The organism is Pseudomonas sp. PDNC002, assembly GCF_016919445.1.
In the GTDB taxonomy this organism is placed as follows: Bacteria; Pseudomonadota; Gammaproteobacteria; order Pseudomonadales; family Pseudomonadaceae; genus Pseudomonas.
Genome location: NZ_CP070356.1, coordinates 5813276 through 5831257, shown reverse-complemented (window position 1 = coordinate 5831257; position 17982 = coordinate 5813276). Strand labels below are relative to the sequence as shown.

20 protein-coding genes are annotated in these 17982 nt (G+C 66.0%); 13 read left to right on the top strand and 7 right to left on the bottom strand.

What is annotated here, in order from left to right:
• The first annotated feature begins 12 nt into the window (after nt 1-12).
• The 5 genes from JVX91_RS26350 (at nt 13) to JVX91_RS26330 (ending at nt 4621) form a co-directional block, all read left to right on the top strand.
• Nucleotides 13-1461, top strand: coding sequence for a cobyric acid synthase (locus tag JVX91_RS26350; protein ID WP_205340109.1), 1449 nt, complete (start codon nt 13-15; stop codon nt 1459-1461).
• A 172-nt stretch (nt 1462-1633) separates the two neighbouring features.
• Nucleotides 1634-2155: a bifunctional adenosylcobinamide kinase/adenosylcobinamide-phosphate guanylyltransferase gene (gene cobU, locus JVX91_RS26345; RefSeq protein ID WP_205336982.1), complete on the top strand. Its 522-nt coding sequence runs from the start codon at nt 1634-1636 to the stop codon at nt 2153-2155.
• Nucleotides 2152-3207, top strand: coding sequence for a nicotinate-nucleotide--dimethylbenzimidazole phosphoribosyltransferase (gene cobT, locus JVX91_RS26340; protein WP_205336981.1), 1056 nt, complete (start codon nt 2152-2154; stop codon nt 3205-3207). The genes cobU and cobT overlap by 4 nt, the downstream gene beginning before the upstream one ends.
• Nucleotides 3204-3791 (top strand): alpha-ribazole phosphatase family protein, encoded by a 588-nt coding sequence (cobC, locus tag JVX91_RS26335; RefSeq protein WP_205336980.1) that lies wholly within the window; start codon nt 3204-3206, stop codon nt 3789-3791. Before cobT ends, cobC begins: the two co-directional genes overlap by 4 nt.
• Before the next feature lie 11 nt (nt 3792-3802).
• Complete coding sequence (locus tag JVX91_RS26330; protein WP_205336979.1) at nt 3803-4621, top strand: adenosylcobinamide-GDP ribazoletransferase; 819 nt, start codon at nt 3803-3805, stop codon at nt 4619-4621.
• A 212-nt stretch (nt 4622-4833) separates the two neighbouring features.
• Here the strand turns inward: JVX91_RS26330 and JVX91_RS26325 are convergent, their stop codons facing one another.
• A complete protein-coding gene (locus JVX91_RS26325; protein ID WP_205336978.1) occupies nt 4834-6654 on the bottom strand; it encodes an acyl-CoA dehydrogenase C-terminal domain-containing protein in 1821 nt (606 codons plus the stop codon).
• Nucleotides 6655-6828: 174 nt separating this feature from the next.
• Between JVX91_RS26325 and JVX91_RS26320 the strand changes: the two genes are divergently transcribed.
• The 5 genes from JVX91_RS26320 to JVX91_RS26305 all read left to right on the top strand — a co-directional run bounded on the left by JVX91_RS26320 (nt 6829) and on the right by JVX91_RS26305 (nt 10334).
• A complete protein-coding gene (locus tag JVX91_RS26320; RefSeq protein ID WP_205336977.1) occupies nt 6829-7245 on the top strand; it encodes a MarR family winged helix-turn-helix transcriptional regulator in 417 nt (138 codons plus the stop codon).
• 74 nt (nt 7246-7319) lie between these two features.
• The gene (locus tag JVX91_RS26315; protein WP_205340108.1) at nt 7320-8513 is read left to right on the top strand and encodes an MFS transporter; all 1194 of its coding nucleotides are present in this window, start codon (nt 7320-7322) and stop codon (nt 8511-8513) included.
• Nucleotides 8510-8632, top strand: a complete 123-nt coding sequence (locus JVX91_RS29165) for a hypothetical protein (protein ID WP_275892394.1) — start codon at nt 8510-8512, stop codon at nt 8630-8632. The genes JVX91_RS26315 and JVX91_RS29165 overlap by 4 nt, the downstream gene beginning before the upstream one ends.
• A 48-nt stretch (nt 8633-8680) precedes the next feature.
• Entirely contained in the window at nt 8681-9232 is a 552-nt protein-coding gene (locus tag JVX91_RS26310) for a glutathione peroxidase (protein ID WP_205336976.1), read from the top strand.
• Between the two features lie 169 nt (nt 9233-9401).
• Nucleotides 9402-10334, top strand: coding sequence for a DUF2167 domain-containing protein (locus JVX91_RS26305; RefSeq protein ID WP_205336975.1), 933 nt, complete (start codon nt 9402-9404; stop codon nt 10332-10334).
• A 248-nt stretch (nt 10335-10582) separates the two neighbouring features.
• Here JVX91_RS26305 and JVX91_RS26300 read toward each other — a convergent pair whose 3' ends face one another.
• From JVX91_RS26300 to purM, 3 genes are read right to left on the bottom strand one after another with little or no spacing between them, the layout of a single operon-like run.
• On the bottom strand, nt 10583-11299 hold the full coding sequence (locus tag JVX91_RS26300) for a DUF3108 domain-containing protein (protein ID WP_205336974.1): 717 nt from the start codon (nt 11297-11299) through the stop codon (nt 10583-10585).
• Nucleotides 11300-11309: 10 nt separating this feature from the next.
• Nucleotides 11310-11960 (bottom strand): phosphoribosylglycinamide formyltransferase, encoded by a 651-nt coding sequence (purN, locus tag JVX91_RS26295; protein ID WP_205336973.1) that lies wholly within the window; start codon nt 11958-11960, stop codon nt 11310-11312.
• Complete coding sequence (purM, locus tag JVX91_RS26290; protein WP_205336972.1) at nt 11960-13021, bottom strand: phosphoribosylformylglycinamidine cyclo-ligase; 1062 nt, start codon at nt 13019-13021, stop codon at nt 11960-11962. The genes purN and purM overlap by 1 nt, the downstream gene beginning before the upstream one ends.
• A 213-nt stretch (nt 13022-13234) precedes the next feature.
• Between purM and JVX91_RS26285 the strand changes: the two genes are divergently transcribed.
• Nucleotides 13235-14275 carry a DUF2066 domain-containing protein gene (locus JVX91_RS26285; protein ID WP_205336971.1) on the top strand — a complete coding sequence of 347 codons (1041 nt, stop codon included), beginning with the start codon at nt 13235-13237 and terminating at the stop codon, nt 14273-14275.
• Between the two features lie 144 nt (nt 14276-14419).
• Nucleotides 14420-15124 carry a DnaA regulatory inactivator Hda gene (hda, locus tag JVX91_RS26280; RefSeq protein WP_152221526.1) on the top strand — a complete coding sequence of 235 codons (705 nt, stop codon included), beginning with the start codon at nt 14420-14422 and terminating at the stop codon, nt 15122-15124.
• A 24-nt stretch (nt 15125-15148) separates the two neighbouring features.
• Here hda and JVX91_RS26275 read toward each other — a convergent pair whose 3' ends face one another.
• The 3 genes from JVX91_RS26275 to arsC are packed head-to-tail and all read right to left on the bottom strand — an operon-like array spanning nt 15149 to nt 16545.
• Nucleotides 15149-15598, bottom strand: a complete 450-nt coding sequence (locus JVX91_RS26275) for a DUF2069 domain-containing protein (RefSeq protein WP_205336970.1) — start codon at nt 15596-15598, stop codon at nt 15149-15151.
• On the bottom strand, nt 15599-16195 hold the full coding sequence (gene wrbA / locus JVX91_RS26270; RefSeq protein ID WP_205336969.1) for an NAD(P)H:quinone oxidoreductase: 597 nt from the start codon (nt 16193-16195) through the stop codon (nt 15599-15601).
• On the bottom strand, nt 16192-16545 hold the full coding sequence (gene arsC, locus JVX91_RS26265) for an arsenate reductase (glutaredoxin) (protein WP_205336968.1): 354 nt from the start codon (nt 16543-16545) through the stop codon (nt 16192-16194). Before arsC ends, wrbA begins: the two co-directional genes overlap by 4 nt.
• 124 nt (nt 16546-16669) lie before the next feature.
• Here arsC and JVX91_RS26260 point away from each other — a divergent pair, with 124 nt between their 5' ends.
• Nucleotides 16670-17899, top strand: a complete 1230-nt coding sequence (locus JVX91_RS26260; RefSeq protein WP_205336967.1) for a YihY family inner membrane protein — start codon at nt 16670-16672, stop codon at nt 17897-17899.
• The last annotated feature ends 83 nt before the right edge of the window (nt 17900-17982 follow it).

The following is a 17982-nucleotide window of genomic DNA, read 5'->3' as shown; positions in this document are numbered from 1 at the left end:
AGCGCGACCTTGATGGTGCAAGGCACCACCTCGGATGCCGGCAAAAGCACGCTGGTGACGGCGCTGTGCCGCTGGTTGCGCCGTCAGGGCGTAGCGGTGGTGCCGTTCAAGCCGCAGAACATGGCGCTCAACAGTGCGGTGACCGCCGACGGTGGCGAGATCGGCCGCGCCCAGGCGGTGCAGGCTCAGGCCTGCAATCTGGCGCCGCACACCGACATGAACCCGGTGCTGCTCAAGCCCAACAGCGACACCGGCGCCCAGGTGATCATCCATGGCCGCGCGGTGACCAGCATGAACGCCGTGGCCTACCACGACTACAAGCGCGTGGCGATGCAGGCGGTGCTCGAGTCCCACCAGCGCCTGAGCGCGCAGTACCCGGTGGTAATGGTGGAAGGCGCGGGCTCGCCGGCGGAGATCAACCTGCGCGCCAACGACATCGCCAACATGGGCTTCGCCGAGGCGGTGGACTGCCCGGTGATCCTGATCGCCGATATCGATCGTGGCGGCGTGTTCGCCCACCTCGTGGGCACCCTGGAGCTGCTGTCCGAAACCGAGCGGGCGCGGGTGAAGGGCTTCGTCATCAACCGTTTCCGCGGCGACATCGCCCTGCTGCAGAACGGCCTCGATTGGCTGGAAGAACGCACCGGCGTACCGGTGCTGGGCGTGCTGCCGTACCTGATGGATTTCCATCTGGAAGCCGAGGATGCCATCGACACTCGCCAGGCCACCAAGACTGGCGAGCGACTGCGGGTCGTCGTGCCGGTGCTGCCGCGCATCAGCAACCACACCGACTTCGACCCGCTGCGCCTGCACCCACAGGTGGAGCTGACCTTCGTCGGCCCCGGCCAGCCGATCCCGCCGGCGGACCTGATTATCCTGCCCGGCTCCAAGAGCGTACGGCCGGATCTGGCCTTCTTGCGCGCGCAAGGCTGGGACGTGGCGATCCAGCGCCACCTGCGCTACGGCGGCAAAGTGCTGGGCATCTGCGGCGGCTTGCAGATGCTCGGCCATACGCTTGCCGACCCGCATGGCCTGGAAGGCGCGGCGGGGGAGAGCGAAGGACTTGGCCTTCTGGACCTGCGCACTGTGCTGGAACCGGAGAAGCAACTGCGCAACGTCAACGGCCGGCTGGCGCTGGAAGACGCGCCGGTGAGCGGCTACGAGATTCACGCCGGCGTCACCGAAGGCCCGGCGCTGGCCAATCCCGCCGTGCACCTGAGCGATGGCCGTGCCGATGGTGCGTTGAGCGACGATGGCCAGGTGATGGGCACCTATCTGCACGGGCTGTTCGAGTCCTCCGCCTCCAGTGCCGCGCTGCTGCGCTGGGCCGGGCTGCGCGAGGTGCAGCACATCGATTACCACGCCTTGCGCGAACGCGACATCGAGCGCCTGGCCGATCAGGTCGAGGCGCATCTGGATACCGAAAAACTGAGGTTGTTATGCGGACTGCAGGGCGCATGACCGTTCGCGGTTATCCGCCATCCCGCCTCGCCGTGAAGTCGACGGATAACGCCGGAGACACGCTTTTTTGTAGGAGCGAGCTTGCTCGCGAACCGCATGACTCCGGCGTGACCGGAAACCTCTGTTCGCGAGCAAGCTCGCTCCTACAGGGGCTGACCTACTGGAAGAACCCATGCTTGAACTGATCCTCGGCGGCGCCCGCTCGGGCAAGAGCCGCCTGGCCGAGCGCCTGGCGCAGGAAAGCGGCTTGCCGGTCACCTATGTCGCCACGGCCCAGGCTGGCGACGGCGAGATGTCCGCGCGCATCCTCCAGCACCGCGAGCGCCGCCCGGAACACTGGGGCCTGGTGGAAGAACCGCTGGCCCTGGCCGACGCACTGGAGCGCCTGGCCGCCCCCGGCCACTGCGTGCTGGTGGATTGCCTGACCCTGTGGGTTACTAACCTGCTGATCCATGAAGACGGCTGGCGCCTGCGCGGCGAGATCGACGCGCTGCTGGAAGCGCTGCCGCAACTGCCGGGGCGGATCATCCTGGTCAGCAACGAAACCGGGCTGGGCGTGGTGCCGATGGGCGAACTCAGCCGCCGATATGTCGACGAGGCCGGCTGGTTGCACCAGTCCCTGGCCGAGGTCAGCGAGCGCGTGGTGTTCACCGTCGCCGGCCTGCCCATGGTGTTGAAGGGGGAAGCGTTATGAGTCTGCAATGGTGGCTGCAAGGTACCCAGCCGATCGACCGCGTGGCGCAGGACAAGGCCGCCGCGCGCCAGGACCAATTGACCAAGCCACGCGGCGCGCTGGGCCGGCTGGAAGAGGAAACCATCCGCCTTGCTGGCCTGCAGGGGCGCGAGCGACCGGGCCTGGAACATGTCTGGATCGCCCTGTTCGCCGGTGACCACGGTGTGGTCGCCGAAGGTGTGTCGGCCTATCCGCAGGCGGTCACCGTGGAGATGCTGCGCAACTTCGTGCGCGGTGGCGCGGCGATCAGCGTGCTGGCCCGCGACCTCGATGCGCGCCTGGAGGTCATCGACCTCGGCACGGCAACGCCGCTGGAGCCGCTGCCGGGCGTACTGCATGTGATGGTTGGTGCTGGCACCGCAAACTTCACCAAGGAGCCGGCGATGACCGCCGCGCAGTGCCTGATCGCCCTGGAGACCGGCCGCGAGTCCGTGCGCCGCGCGCAACAGGCCGGCGCCGAGCTGTTCATCGGCGGCGAGATGGGCATCGGCAACACCAGTGCCGCCGCTGCGCTGGCCTGCGCCCTGCTCGACGAACCGGCCCGGGCGCTGGTCGGCCCTGGCACTGGATTGGACACGCAGGGTGTTGCCCGCAAGGTCGAGGTGATCGATCGCGCGCTGGCGCTGCACCGCGCGCATTGCGACGAGCCTTTCGAGGCGCTGTGCCGCCTGGGCGGCTTCGAGATTGCCGCGCTGGTCGGCGCCTACCTGGCGTGCGCGCAGAAGGGCATACCTGTGCTGGTGGACGGCTTCATCTGTAGCACTGCCGCGCTGTGCGCGATTCACCTGAATCCCGCTTGCCGCGACTGGCTGTTGTTCGCTCACGCCGGTGCCGAGCCGGGACACAACCGTGTGCTGGCTGCGCTCAACGCGCAGCCGTTGCTGGACCTGGGCCTGCGCCTGGGTGAGGGCAGCGGCGCGGCGCTGGCGGTGCCGCTGCTGCGTCAGGCCTGCCGGCTGCACAGCGAGATGGCGACCTTCGCCGAGGCGGCGGTATCGGATCGCCCGGCGTGACGCTGCGCCTGGAGCTGTTGCGCCACGGCGAGACCGAGCGCGGCGGCGGCTTTCGCGGACGGCTGGACGACACGCTGACCGAGACCGGCTGGGCACAGATGCGCGCGGCGGTGGGGGATGAGTGTCGCTGGTCGGCGCTGGTCAGCTCGCCGTTGCAGCGTTGCGCGGCCTTCGCCCAGGAGCTGGCGGCGCGCCACGGCCTGCCGCTGGGCTTCGAGGCGGGATTGCAGGAGCTGGATTTCGGCCAGTGGGAAGGCATTTCGCCAGCTAAGCTGATGGAGACGGATGCCCAGGCGCTCGGGCGCTTCTGGGACGATCCCTACGCTTTCCCTCCACCTGGCGGCGAGGCTATGGGCGATTTCGAGTCCCGCGTCTTCGCGGCGCTGGAGCGGCTCTACCAGGCCCATGCCGGATCTTCTGTACTGGTCGTCACCCATGGCGGTGTGATGCGCCTGTTCGGCGCGCTGGCCAGCGGCCTGCCGGCGAAGCGTCTGCTGGAAGTGGTGGTGGCCCACGGCGAATGCATGGTGCTGGACGTGACCCACGAGGGTGACGGCTGGCGTATCCAAAAAGCGCAACCATAAGTCGACCCCTGATGAACAACCCGCACCCGGAACGCGACCAGGAAGCACCCGAGCCGCCTGCTGAAGAGAGTGACGAAGACGCGCGCGCCGCCCAGCTCAGTGACTGGTGCCTGCCGCTGGTGGCGTTGCAGTTCCTGACTCGCCTGCCGGTGCGCCTTGGGCACATGCCGACGCCGCAGCAGTTCGGCCGGGCCACGCTGTATTACCCGCTGGTGGGTCTGCTGATCGGTGCGGTGCTGTTCGCCATGGGCGAGTTGCTCAGCGGCGTGCACCTGCTGTTGCAGGCGGCACTCATTCTTCTGGTGTGGGTGGCCTTCACCGGCGCGCTGCACCTCGATGGCCTGGCCGACACGGCGGACGCCTGGATCGGCGGGCTGGGTGACCGCGAACGTACGCTGGCGATCATGAAGGACCCGCGCTGCGGCCCGGCCGCTGTCGTCGCGCTGGTGCTGTTGTTGTTGCTGAAGTTCGCGGCGATCACCGCCATTCTCGGCAACCATCAGCACTGGGGGTTGCTGCTGGCGCCCTGGCTGGGGCGCTGCGCGTTGCCGCTGCTGTTCTATACCACCGATTACGCCCGCAAGGGCGGCCTGGGCCAGGCGCTGGCCGATCATCTGCCGCGCAGCGCGATGCCCTGGATGCTGGCGGCCAATGCTGTGTTGATGGTGTTGGTGGGCCTGACCGGCATGCTGGCGCTGGCGGTCGCGCTGGTGGTGTTCGTCTGGTTGCGCAGCCGCTTCATCGCCCGCCTGGGTGGCACGACCGGGGATACCGCCGGGGCGATGCTGGAGATGATCGAGTGCGCGGTGCTGGTGGCGTTGGCGCTCTGATCCCACCTTCGGAAATAGCTGGTGGGAGCCCCTCTCCCTAACCCTCTCCCTGAAGGGAGAGGGGACTGTATGGTACAGGTTGAAACCCCGGTGTCAGCCGGCACGGGCAGCTCCCTCTCCCTTCGGAGCGGGGCGCGCAGCCAGGGCGGGGGAGAGGGAATGCTTTGCGCCGAACTTCAGGATGGGGATCACGGCCGTAACCGGTTTGTCCGTCAATCGAACGCAAAATGCTCCGTCTTCAACCCCATGATCGACCGCACCGGCTTGGCCATCGCTGACGCGTGCCCCTTGGCGCGCGGCAGCAGGCGGGCGAAGTAGAAGTCGCTGGTGGCGATCTTGGCCTTGTAGAAGTCGCTCGATTCGCTGCCGCCCTGGCGCAGGCGCTTGCGTGCAGCGGCCTCCTGCAACGCCCAGGAATAGGCCAGCGCGGCATAGCCGGAGAACATCAGGTAGTCGTGGCTGGCGGTGCTCACCAGGTCACGCTGTTTGCGGGCGGTGAGGGCGATGCGCAGCGTGAGGATGTTCCATTGTGCGCAGAGCTTGAGCAGCGTGAGCGCGCGGCCGCGCATGGCCGGTTCCTGCTTGAGCAGGTCGACGGCAAACTTCGCCACCTGGCGGGTGAAGTCGCGCACGGCCTTGCCCTGGGTCATCAGCAGCACCTTGCGGCCGAGCAGGTCCAGCGCCTGGATGCCGGTGGTGCCCTCGTAGAGCGTGGCGATCCGCGCGTCGCGGACGATCTGCTCCATGCCGTGTTCCTTGATGTAGCCGTGGCCGCCGAATACCTGCATGCCCAGGTTGGCGCTCTCCAGGCCCAGTTCGGTCAGGCAGCCCTTGAGGATCGGCGTGAGGAAGCCGAGTTTGTCGTCCCAGCGGTCGTACTCGGCGGTGGAGTGGGTCAGCAGGCCCTGGATCATCTTGTCGGCGTACTGGGTGGCGAGATAGATCAGCGCGCGGCCGCCCTCGGCCACGGCTTTCTGGGTCAGCAGCATGCGGCGCACATCGCCGTGGTGCATCAGCGTGTCGGCGATCTCGCCCGGCTCCTTGGTGCCGGAGAGCGCGCGCATGGAGCGGCGTTCGCGGGCATAGGCCAGCGCGCCCTGGTAGGCCAGTTCGGCGGTGGCCACGCCCTGGATGGCGGTGCCAATGCGCGCGCTGTTCATAAAGGTGAACATGCACTCCAGGCCCTTGTTCGGCTCGCCGATGAGGTAGCCGGTGGCGCCGTCAAAGTTCATCACGCAGGTGGCCGAGGCCTTGATGCCCATCTTCTTCTCCAGCGCGCCGCAGGTCACGCCGTTGCGCGGGCCGAGCGCGCTGCCATCACCCGGCAGGAATTTCGGCACGATGAACAGCGAGATGCCGCGTGTGCCCTTGGGAGCATCCGGCAGGCGCGCGAGGACGATGTGCACGATGTTCTCGGTGAGGTCGTGCTCGCCCGAGGAGATGAAGATCTTGGTGCCGGTGATGGCGTAGCTACCGTCGGCGTTGGTTTCCGCGCGGGTCTTCACTTGGCCCAGGTCGGTGCCGCACTGCGGCTCGGTGAGGCACATGGTGCCGCCCCAGCGGCCTTCGGTGAGCGGGGTGAGGTAGGTCTGTTTCTGTTCCTCGGTACCGTGCTGCATCACGGTATTCATCGCGCCCAGCGACAGGCCCGGGTACATGGAGAACGGCCAGTTGGCGGTGCCCAGCATTTCCTGCTTGAGCGCGCCCAGGCTCATCGGCAGGCCCTGGCCGCCGTACTCCACCGGGTGCGAAAGGCCCTGCCAGCCGCCGGCGACGTAGGCGTCGTAGGCTTCCTTGAAACCCTTGGGCGTACGCACTTCGCCGTTCTCCAGGTGGCAGCCTTCCTCGTCGCCGCTGTGGTAGAGCGGGGCGATCACTTCTTCGCAGAGCTTGGCGCATTCGCCGAGGATGGCATCGACCATGTCCGGCGTGGCTTCTCCGCCGTTCACCAGGTTCTGGTAGTGGCCGGGGAAGTCGAAGACTTCGTTGAGCAAGAAGCGGGTGTCGCGCAGCGGAGCTTTGTAGACGGGCATCGGGGACCTCGGACCGTGATGCGCCCCGTCGAAAGCGCGGGGCTGGATGCCCGCAGTTATACGGTTGGCGCAGCGCGGTGCCCTTGGCTGCGCCAACGCCTGGCGTTGGCAGATGGGACAATCGGTCGCGCTGGCCATTGCGCTTGATCGATTGCGGGTATATACACGTATCCCATGCTGACCACCCAATGTCTCTGTACCAAACTGCGCCGCTCGGCCCGTGCCGTGACCCGGGTCTACGACGATGCCTTGAAAGGCGTCGGGCTGACGACTGCGCAATTCTCCCTGCTGCGGCATCTGTCGCGGCTGGAGCAGCCGAGCATTTCCGACCTGGCCGAGGCCATGGGGCTGGACCGCAGCACTCTCGGGCGCAACCTCAAGCCGCTGGAGAGCGAAGGCTTGGTGTGCCTTGAGGAAGGTGAGGATCAGCGCAACCGAATAGTCGTGCTGACCCCGGCGGGCCTCGAGCGCATCGTGCGTGGCCGGGACGCCTGGGACACGGCGCAGCAGGATGTGGCTTCCCACCTGGGCGATGAAAAGCGTCGCCAACTGGAAGCCCTGCTGGATGAACTGGCCGCGCTGGAGAGCTAGCGCGGGCCTGCGTGCATTGGATACGAACGATTAGAAGCGGGTATATACCCGTGTAGGAGCAAGTGATGTCGAAGCTGTCGCGTACGGGGTTCTGGATACTGCTATCCGGCGCCCTGATCCTCGCCCTGTCCCTGGGCACCCGCCACGGCTTCGGCCTGTTCCTGGCGCCGATGAGCGCCGAATTCGGCTGGGGGCGCGAGACCTTCGCCTTCGCCATCGCCCTGCAGAACCTGATCTGGGGCATCGCCCAGCCGTTCACCGGGGCTATTGCCGACCGCTTCGGCGCGATGCGTACGGTGCTGGTGGGCGGCATCCTCTACGCGATCGGCCTGGTGCTGATGGGTTTTTCCGACTCGGCGTTCAGCCTGTCCATGAGCGCCGGTCTGCTGATCGGCATCGGCCTGTCTGGCACGTCGTTCTCGGTGATTCTCGGTGCGGTCGGCCGTGCGGTGCCGCTGGAGCAGCGCAGCATGGCGATGGGCATCTCGGCGGCGGCTGGCTCGTTCGGCCAGTTCGCCATGCTGCCCGGCACGCTCGGGCTGATCAGCTGGCTCGGCTGGTCCGCCGCGCTGCTCGCCCTTGGCCTGATGGTGGCGCTGATCGTGCCGCTGGCCGCGCTGATGAAGGACAAGCCGCTGCCGATGCAGGGACATGAACAGACGCTGGGCGAGGCGCTGCGCGAGGCTGCCGGGCATTCCGGCTTCTGGCTGCTGTCCCTGGGCTTCTTCGTCTGCGGCTTCCAGGTGGTGTTCATCGGCGTGCACCTGCCGGCCTATCTGGTGGACCGCCACCTGCCCGCAACCGTCGGCACCACCGTGTTGGCGCTGGTGGGGCTGTTCAACGTGTTCGGCACCTATATCGCCGGCTGGCTCGGCGGGCGAATGAGCAAGCCCAAGCTGCTCACCGGCCTGTACCTGCTGCGCGGCGTGGTGATCGTCGCCTTCCTCTGGGCGCCGCTGACGGTGTGGACGGCTTATGCATTCGGCATCGCCATGGGCCTGCTGTGGCTGTCCACGGTGCCGCTCACCAACGGCACGGTGGCCACGCTGTTCGGCGTGCGCAACCTGTCGATGCTTGGAGGCATCACCTTCCTGTTCCACCAGATCGGCGCCTTCCTCGGCGGCTGGCTGGGTGGCTACGTGTATGACCACACCGGCAACTACGACATGGTCTGGCAGATTTCCATCCTCCTCAGTCTGCTGGCCGGCCTGCTCAACTGGCCGGTCCGCGAGCGCCCGGTCGAACGCCCAGCGCTGGGGGCGGTGTGAGGCGCCCACTGCTGATCGCACTGGTGCTGGGCCTTGGCCTGGCGCTGGCCGGTCTCGCCTGGTGGGGTTGGCAGCGCGGTGGGCTGGCGCTGATGCAGTTGGGCATGGGCAGTTGCTGATGCCCGTCGTGCGGGGTAGCGTGACGGGATAATTCGAGGATCACTGCCATGCGTCTTTCCCTGCTCGCCCTCTCTCTTCTCTTGCCGCTGGCGGCCCAGGCCGCCGATTGCCCGGCGCTGCTCAAGACCCAGGGCGAACTGCCCAAGCTGCGCTCCAAGGATGTGCTCGACCTGTGCGAGCTTTACGCTGGCAAGCCGCTGGTGGTGGTGAACACCGCCAGCCACTGCGGCTTCACCCCGCAGTTCAAGGGCCTTGAAGCGGTCTACCAGAAGTACAAGGGCCAGGGCCTGGAAGTGCTCGGCGTGCCCTCCGACGACTTCAAGCAGGAAGATGCCGACTCCGCCGAGACTGCGAAGATCTGCTACGGCAACTACGGCGTGACCTTCAACATGACCTCGGTGCAGCACGTCAGCGGCGATGAAGCCATCCCGCTGTTCAAGGACCTCGCGCAACAGGCTGACCAGGTACCGCGCTGGAACTTCTTCAAGTACGTGGTGGACCGTCAGGGCAAGGTGGTGGCGGAGTTCTCCAGCCTGACCAAGCCGGATGATCCCGAGCTGCAAGCGGCAATTGAAAAGGCCATCGCCAGCCAGCCGTGAGGGCAGCCCTCATGTAGGAGCAAGCTCGCTCCTACAGGTGAATGTTGGCTCAGTGCCCGAATGCGGAAATTTCCTGTTACAGACCGACTGGGTCAGTGAGACAATCCGTGCCCGGCGCCACCACGGGTGGCCGCCGATGTCATGGATTCGATTCAGGAGATTCACCTCTATGGATGGCAAAGCCCTCTTCCTCGTTGCCTTGCTCGCCCAGGCCGTCGCCGCCCCGGCGTTTGCTGCACCTGCTACCTCCAACCAGAGCGAAGCCCCTGCGGCTGCCGCTGCTCCCGCCGCCGAGTCGGACGAGGAGATGTCGCCCGAGACCTTCGTCGCCAGCCTGCACTTCCAGAAGGGCAAGGTGGTAGTCGGCGATAACCTCGCGACTTTCGACCTGCCGGACAATTTCGTCTTCCTCGGCAGCGCCGATGCCGAGCGTGTGCTCGAAGCCTGGGGCAATCCACCCAGCTCCGAGCCGCCGTTGGGCATGCTGATGCCGGCCGGTGTCTCGCCCTTCGACGCCGCCTCCTGGGCGGTGACTGTGCAGTATGAGGAGAGCGGCTACGTTTCCGACGAGGACGCGGCGAAGATCGACTACGCCGAGATGCTCAAGGAAATGCAGGCTGATCTGAAGGAAGCCAACCCGCAGCGCGAGCAGCAAGGCTTCGAGGCCATCCAGCTGATCGGCTGGGCGGCGCCGCCGCGCTACGATGCCGCCGAGAAGAAACTCTACTGGGCCAAGGAGCTGCAGTTCGGCGACGCCAAGGACCATACGCTGAACTACAACATCCGCGTGCTGGGCCGCAAAGGTGTGCTGGTGCTGAACTTCGTTGCCGGGATGGAGCAGTTGCCGGAGATCGAGAAGAACGTCGGCAAGGTGCTGGCCATGACCGAGTTCAACCCGGGCAACCGCTACGTCGACTTCAACCCCAGCATGGACAAGGTCGCCGCCTACGGCCTGGGCGCGCTGATTGCCGGCAAGGTGGCCGCCAAGGCGGGCCTGTTCGCCACGTTGCTGATCCTGCTGAAGAAGCTGTGGATCGTGCCGGCGCTGGCCATCGGCTGGATCGCTCGCCGCTTCAAGCGCAAGCCGTCGAACGAGGGCTGATTCGCCGCCTGATTCTCCAGGCAAGGAAAAGCCGGGCGTTGCCCGGCTTTTTTATTGGCCGCTCAATGCGGCGTACGGCTCTTCGTAGGACCGAGGGGGACGCCCAGTCCTTGCTCGCGAACACTGTGCCCGGCGGCATTGGTGCCAAGCGGTTCGCGAGCAAGCTCGCTCCTACAGGCCCTGCGCTCCGCGTGGCGCAGATATGAAAAAGCCGGGCAATTGCCCGGCTTTTTCTTTGCGCAGAAGGATCAGCCTTTCTCGCCCTGAACAGCCTTGCCGTTCACGGTGCCTTCCTTGAGCATGATCTGGTATTCCTTGCCGTCGGACTCCTGCTGGTACAGGCGCACGAGGAGGTAGTCCCAATCCTTGGCGAACCAGAGGATGGTCTTGCGGTTGCTCTTGGTGGGGTCGCGTACGCGCTCGACCTTGATGGCGGTGATCAGGCCGGCCTGGGTGCGGACCTTTTCCTCGCCGAGCACACGGAAGTCGTAGGTATCGACGTCGGTGCCCTCGATCACTTGATAGCTCATGCTCTTCTTGCCGACGGCGACGTCGTGCTGCAGCGCGAGCTGGTAGGTGGACTTGTCCAGTTGGCCCTTGTTCAGCGGCTGGCGCACCTGGTCGCCACGGTCGCTGCCCAGTACCTGCTTCTCGGCCCAATCGAAATCGAGCTCGGTCTGCTTGTTCTTGCCCAGGCCTTCACGGGCCCAGCGGTAGGTCAGTGGCAGGTAGGTGTCGTTCTCGACCTTGAAGGTACTGTTCTCGGTCAGGCTGGCGAGCAGCATGGACGCCTTGAAATTCAGTTCCCAACGGCCGCCATCGCCTTGCTTCAGGCTGCGGGAGGCGGTGCCGCTGATTGGCATCTGTTTCCAGTCGGCGGTGTAGCTGGCCTCGAACGGCTCCAGCTCGAAAGCCTGTGCCGGCAAGGTCAGTACTGCCATCAGCAACAGCAGGGCTCTACGCATCACGAATCTCCTAGGTTCGGTACGGATAGCCGGAGGCGGGGAGCATCTCCCCATCCAGCGTGGCGCCTTGTTCGCCCAGCCGTACCCGGCCCTCGGCGAACCAGCGCATGGCCAGCGGATAAATCACATGCTCCTGCACGTGAACTCGTTGGGCCAGCGTTTCCGGCGTGTCGTCAGACTCTACCGGGATTGCCGCCTGTACGACCAGAGGACCACCGTCAAGTTCCTCGGTGACGAAGTGCACACTGCAGCCATGCTCGGCGTCGCCTGCTTCCAGCGCGCGCTGGTGGGTGTGCAATCCCTTGTACTTGGGCAGCAGGGACGGATGGATGTTCAACAGGCGGCCCTGGTAGTGGCGCACGAAGTCCGCGCTGAGGATGCGCATGAAGCCGGCGAGCAGCACCAGGTCGGCGTCGAAGCCATCGATGGCCTGGATCAGCGCGGCATCGAAGCTTTCGCGGTCGGTGTAGGCCTTGTGGTCGAGGAAACGGGTCTCGATACCGGCCTGGCGTGCGCGCTCCAGGCCGTAGGCGTCCGCGCGGTTGGAAATCACCGCGCGGATCGCTGCCGGCGAATCACCGCCGGCGAGACTGTCGATCAGGGCTTGCAGGTTGCTGCCGGAGCCGGAAATCAGCACCACGACATTGCAAGATTTGGACATCAGTGGCCTTTCAGGTTGTTCAGGACCACGCGCTCGGCATCGGCGGCGCAAGCGTCGATGCGGCCGATGACCCACGGCTGCTCGCCGGCGTCACGCAGGGACTTCAGGGAAGCCTCGACCTGATCCTGGGCGACGCAGATGACCATGCCGACGCCGCAGTTCAGTACGCGGTGCATCTCGGTCTCGTCGACGTTGCCTTTCTCCTGCAGCCAGTCGAAGACCGCCGGGCGCTGCCAGCTGGCCACGTCGACCACCGCCTGGGCATTGTCCGGCAGTACGCGCGGGATGTTGTCCAGCAGGCCGCCGCCGGTGATGTGGGCCATGGCCTTGACCGCGCCGGTGTTCTTGATCAGCTGCAGCAGCGGCTTCACGTAGATGCGGGTCGGTGCCATCAGCAGGTCGGCCAGGGGCTTGCCGTTGAGCTGGGTGGATTCGATGTCGGCGCCGGAGACTTCGATGATCTTGCGGATCAGCGAGTAGCCATTGGAGTGCGGGCCGGAGGAGGGCAGGGCGATCAGGGCGTCGCCGGCAACCACTTTCGAGCCGTCGATGATTTCCGATTTTTCCACCACGCCAACGCAGAAGCCTGCCAGGTCGTAGTCTTCGCCTTCGTACATGCCCGGCATCTCGGCGGTCTCACCACCGACCAGGGAGCAGCCGGCCAGCTCGCAACCGGCGCCGATACCGGTGACCACGGTGGCGGCTACGTCGACGTTCAGCTTGCCGGTGGCGTAGTAGTCGAGGAAGAACAGCGGCTCTGCGCCGCACACGACCAGATCGTTCACGCACATGGCGACCAGGTCCTGGCCGATGCTGTCGTGCTTGTTCAGGTTCAGCGCCAGGCGCAGCTTGGTGCCGACGCCGTCGGTGCCGGAAACCAGCACGGGTTGCTTGTAGCCGGCCGGGATTTCGCACAGAGCGCCAAAGCCACCCAGGCCGCCCATCACTTCAGGACGCGCGGTGCGCTTGGCGACGCCTTTGATGCGTTCGACCAGGGCTTCGCCGGCGTCGATGTCCACACCGGCGTCCTTGTAGCTCAACGAGGGTTGCTTGTTGCTCATAAATCCAGGCCTATAGAAGGGATGATTCGTCTTGCCGCCGGGTGCGCCGTTCGCGCTTCCCGGCCTGCGCGGGAGGCGCGGGATTTTATCAGGCTTGCCCGGCAGCGGCCATCTCGCGCTGTTGCCGCTGGCCGGACGGCTGTTTAAGGTATAGGCCTTCCTTGCCGTCGCGTTTGTCGACGGCGCCTTCGTTTTCCTGCGCGAGAACCCGCCATGCGCCTGACCGCCCGCCTGTTGATCCTCTGCTTGTCGCTGCTCAGCCTGCCGTCCTTCGCTGAAACGCTGGGCAACCTGTACCAGGTGCACGAACCGGTCGCTTCCCAGCAACCGGACGAGCGCAACGCCGGCCTGACCCGTGCGCTGCAGACCCTGGTGCAGCGCCTGACCGGCGACAGCCGTGGCCTGCAAAGCCCGGCGCTGGCCGGCTACTTCAAGGACCCGCAGCAACTGATCAGCCAGTACGGCTTCGAGAACGGTCCGCCCATGGCCCTGGTGGTGGACTTCGATCCCACCGCCACCGACAACGCCCTGCGCCAGGCCGGCCTCCCGGTGTGGGGGGCCAGCCGCCCGAGCGTGCTGGCCTGGTGGCTGAATGAAAGCGCCAATGGCAGCAGTCTCGTGGGTGACAGCCAGGAGGCCTCGGCACCGCTGAACCGCGCCGCCCAGCGCCGTGGCCTGCCGCTGCGCCTGCCGATGGCCGACCTCGGCGAACAGCAGGTCGGCACCGCCGAGAATCTCAATGCCGCCCAGCCTGACGCGCTGAAAGCCGCCTCCGAGCGCTACGGCGCCGATGCGCTGCTGGCGGTGGACGCCAAGGAAGCCGACGGCAAATGGACCGCCACCTGGCGTGTCTGGATGGGCGATAGCCGCGAACAGGGCCAGGCCCAGGGCGATACGCCGGACGCGCTGGCCGATGCAGTGATGCTGGGCGTTTCCCAGCGCCTGTCGCAGCGTTTCGTCGGTTCCTCCGGAGCGGCGTCGGCCCAAGTCCTGCAGATCGAAGGCGCCGACCTGGCCCGCTACGCCGAAGTATCGCGCCTGCTCGAACCCATGGGTGCCAAATTGGTTGAAGTGCAAGGTAGCAACCTGCTCTACCGTGTGACCGCCAGCCCCGAGCAGCTGCGTGCACAATTGGCGCTGGCGCGTCTCCAGGAGGCCCCGGCCGAGCCCGCGCAGCCGGCGGTCGACGCCAATGGCCAACCGGTGCCCAATCCTGCCGTGCCGACCCAGAATACCCTGCGTTTCCACTGGTAATTGGCGCGTCAGGGGCGGGCAAAGTCCCATCCCTGGCGCGCGAGCGCTCTGATCCGCACTGGGTAGCTGCGTTATCCTTCTGATTTGGATAAACTTTCAGTCACCCAGGCTCACCACAAGCGATTGAAGAAACGCTCGGCCCGCATGACTCCTATGCAGCTTCCCCTAAGCGTACGACTGCGTGATGACGCAACGTTCGCCAACTACTACCCCGGTGCCAATGCCGCGGCGCTGGGCTATGTCGAGCGTCTGTGCGAGCCCGAAGCGGGTTGGACGGAGAGCCTGATCTATCTCTGGGGCGCCGAAGGCGTGGGCCGCAGCCACCTGCTGCAGGCGGCTTGCATCCGCTCCGAACAGCTCGGCGAACCTTCCGTCTACCTGCCGATGGCCGACCTTGTGCCCTACGGCCCGGAAATCTTCGACAACCTCGAACAGCGCGAGCTGGTCTGTCTGGACGACCTCGACGCCCTGGCCGGCAAGCGCGAGTGGGAAGAAGGGCTGTTCCACCTGTTCAACCGCCTGCGCGATTCCGGTCGCAAGCTGCTGCTCTCTGCCTCGGTATCGCCGCGCGAACTGCCGGTGAAGTTGCCGGACTTGAAATCCCGCCTGACGCTCTCGCTGATCTTCCAGCTGCACCCGCTGACCGACGACGAGAAGCTCCGCGCCCTGCAACTACGCGCCTCACGCCGTGGCCTGCACCTGACCGACGAAGTGGGGCGCTTCATCCTCACCCGCGGCGCGCGCAGCATGCAGTTCCTCTTCGACCTGCTGGACGAGCTGGACAAGGCCTCGCTGCAGGCGCAGCGCAAGCTGACCATTCCCTTCCTCAAGGAAACCATGGGCTGGTAAGCCCAGGTTTCCTCGATTTCCCGATCAGGCGTTCGTCGCTTCTTGCTGCGGTTCCTGGCCTTCGCCGGCCAGCTTGCGGTCGTACTGGAAGCGCCAGCGCGTGTACATCAGTGCCGAGCAGAACAGCGACACGCTGAGGATGATCTCCGCCCAGCCGAAGATGGCGTGGTTGGGATCGAAGGCGTTGAGCACGCCGAGGATGAAGTACAGGTTGATCACGTAGCACGCCCAGGCATGGCCGCGGGCGCTGCCGAGCAGGATACCAGGCGCTACCACCAGCAGCGGCAGCAGCTTGAACGCCAGGACTGCCCAGGGCACCCAATGCGCGGCACCGTGAGCGTCAGCGAACAGCAGGTCCCAGATGACGATGAGCAGGATCAGCCCGATGAAGCTGCCGAGGGCGACCGCGCGGCTCGCGGACAGCCGGGGTTTCAGCCATTCCATGGGCGGCAGCGGTTTGTTCTTGCGGGCCATTCAACTCTCCAGTTTGCGGGCGACGTCGGCCAGGCGCTTTCCGAGCGCGCGGCACAGGGTGATTTCGTGCTCGTCCAGGCTGCGCTTGCCATCCGCACCGGCGAAGTGGCTGGCGCCATAGGGCGTGCCGCCGCCGCGAGTCTCGAGCAGCGCGGGTTCGCTGTAGGGGATGCCGGTGACGATCATGCCGTGGTGCAGCAGTGGCAGCAGCATGGACAGCTGGGTGGTCTCCTGGCCGCCATGCAAGCTGGCGGTGGAGGTGAAGACGGCGGCGGGCTTGCCCACCAGACCGCCGGTCAGCCACAGGCTGCTGGTGCCGTCGAGGAAATACTTGAGGGGGGCGGCCATGTTGCCGAAGCGCGTCGGGCTGCCCAGGACGAGGCCGGCGCAGTCCTTCAGGTCGTCCAGGGTGGCGTAGAGCGCGCCTTCGGCCGGGATGTCCGGGGCGACGGCTTCGCACTCGGTGGAGACCGCCGGCACGGTGCGCAGGCGCGCTTCCAGGCCGCCCTGCTCGACGCCGCGGGCGATCTGCCGGGCCATCTCGGCGGTGGCGCCGTGGCGGCTGTAGTAGAGCACCAGGATGTAGGGCGCGCTCAAGGCAGGATCTCCAGTACCTTCTCCGGCGGCCGACCGACCACCGCCTTGTCACCCACGATGACGATGGGACGCTCGATCAGCTTGGGATGCTTGACCATCGCCTCGATCAATTGCTCGTCGCCCAGCGCGGGATTGGCCAGGTCGAGGGTCTTGTATTCGTCCTCGCCGGTGCGCAGCAACTGGCGCGCGCCGATACCGAGCTTACCGAGCAGTGCCTTGAGTTCGGCAGCGCTGGGCGGGGTTTCCAGGTAACGCACGATCTGCGGCTGGATTCCCCGCTCTTCGAGTAGTTCGAGGGCGCTGCGGGATTTCGAGCAGCGCGGATTGTGGAAAATTGAAATCTGGCTCATGTGCCGGGACTCGCAAGGCCGATGAAGTGGCGGCTATTCTAACCGCCTCCTCGGACTGGACTGAACCGCTGTCGTTCGCCGGGATCCATGAGGACGGTTTTTCAGTGCAGCCAAAGGACAATTCATGCACGAACGCTTGCAGGGCCTGGTCGAATTCGGCCGCTATCTGGTCCAGCGCTTCCTGGCCGACAAGGCGCCCAACAGCGCGGCGGCCCTGACCTACACCACGCTGTTCGCGGTCGTCCCGATGATGACCGTGACCTTCGCCATGCTCTCGGCCGTGCCGGCCTTCGAGGGGATGGGGGAGCGCATCCAGCTGTTCGTGTTCCGCAATTTCGTGCCATCCACCGGCGAGGCGGTGGAGGCCTACCTGCGCAACTTCACGACCCAGGCACGTCACCTGACCTGGCTGGGGGTGGCTTTTCTGGCCGTCACCGCGTTCACCATGCTGGTGACCATCGAGAAGGCGTTCAATGCGATCTGGCGGGTCCGCCAGCCGCGGCGGGGTGTTGCGCGCTTCCTGCTGTACTGGGCGATCCTCAGTCTCGGGCCGCTGCTGCTGGGGACGGGGTTCGCCGTGTCGACCTACATCACGTCGCTGTCACTGCTGTCCGGCCCGCACGCGCTCCCGGGCGCGGCGATGTTGCTGAAGTTCATGCCGCTGCTTTTCAGCGTGGCGGCTTTCACCCTGATCTATGCGGCAGTGCCCAATGCCCGCGTGCCGGTCCTGCACGCACTGGCAGGCGGGGTGTTCACGGCAATCCTGTTCGAGGCGGCGAAATCGCTGTTCGGGCTCTATGTCAGCTTCTTCCCCGGCTACAAGCTTATCTACGGCGCCTTCGCCACGGTGCCGCTGTTCCTCCTGTGGATCTGGCTGTCCTGGCTGATCGTGCTGTTTGGCGCGGAGCTGGTGTGCAACCTGTCGTCGACGCGGCTGTGGCGGCACCGCGCGATGCCTCGCCTGCTGGTGGTCCTGGGCGTTCTGCGGGTGTTCTTCGATCGGCAGCGACACGGTTTGCCGACCAGGCTGTCGCATCTGCATCGCGCGGGCTGGCTGCTGCCGGAAGATGAGTGGGAAGAGGTGCTGGATTTCCTCGAAAGCGAGCAACTGGTTTGCCGTGCGGGTGCGGCCAACGCTGCCTGGGTGCTGTGTCGTGATCTTGGCAGCTACAGCCTTCACCACCTGCTCAATCGTTGCCCGTGGCCGCTGCCCTGCCTGGAGTCGCTGCCGGCGACACTCGACGAGCCCTGGTATGCGGAACTGCGGGCCACACTGGAGCGCTATCAGTCGGATCGGGAGGCGCTGTTCGGCGACAGCCTGGCCAAATGGTTGAAGCCGTCACATTCCGAGTGACACAAAACGTCAGTTTGCGGCGTTTCTGATGCTTGGGAAGTTTCGACAGAATTCTCGGACGTGTAATTCTGCGGCATTTCAAA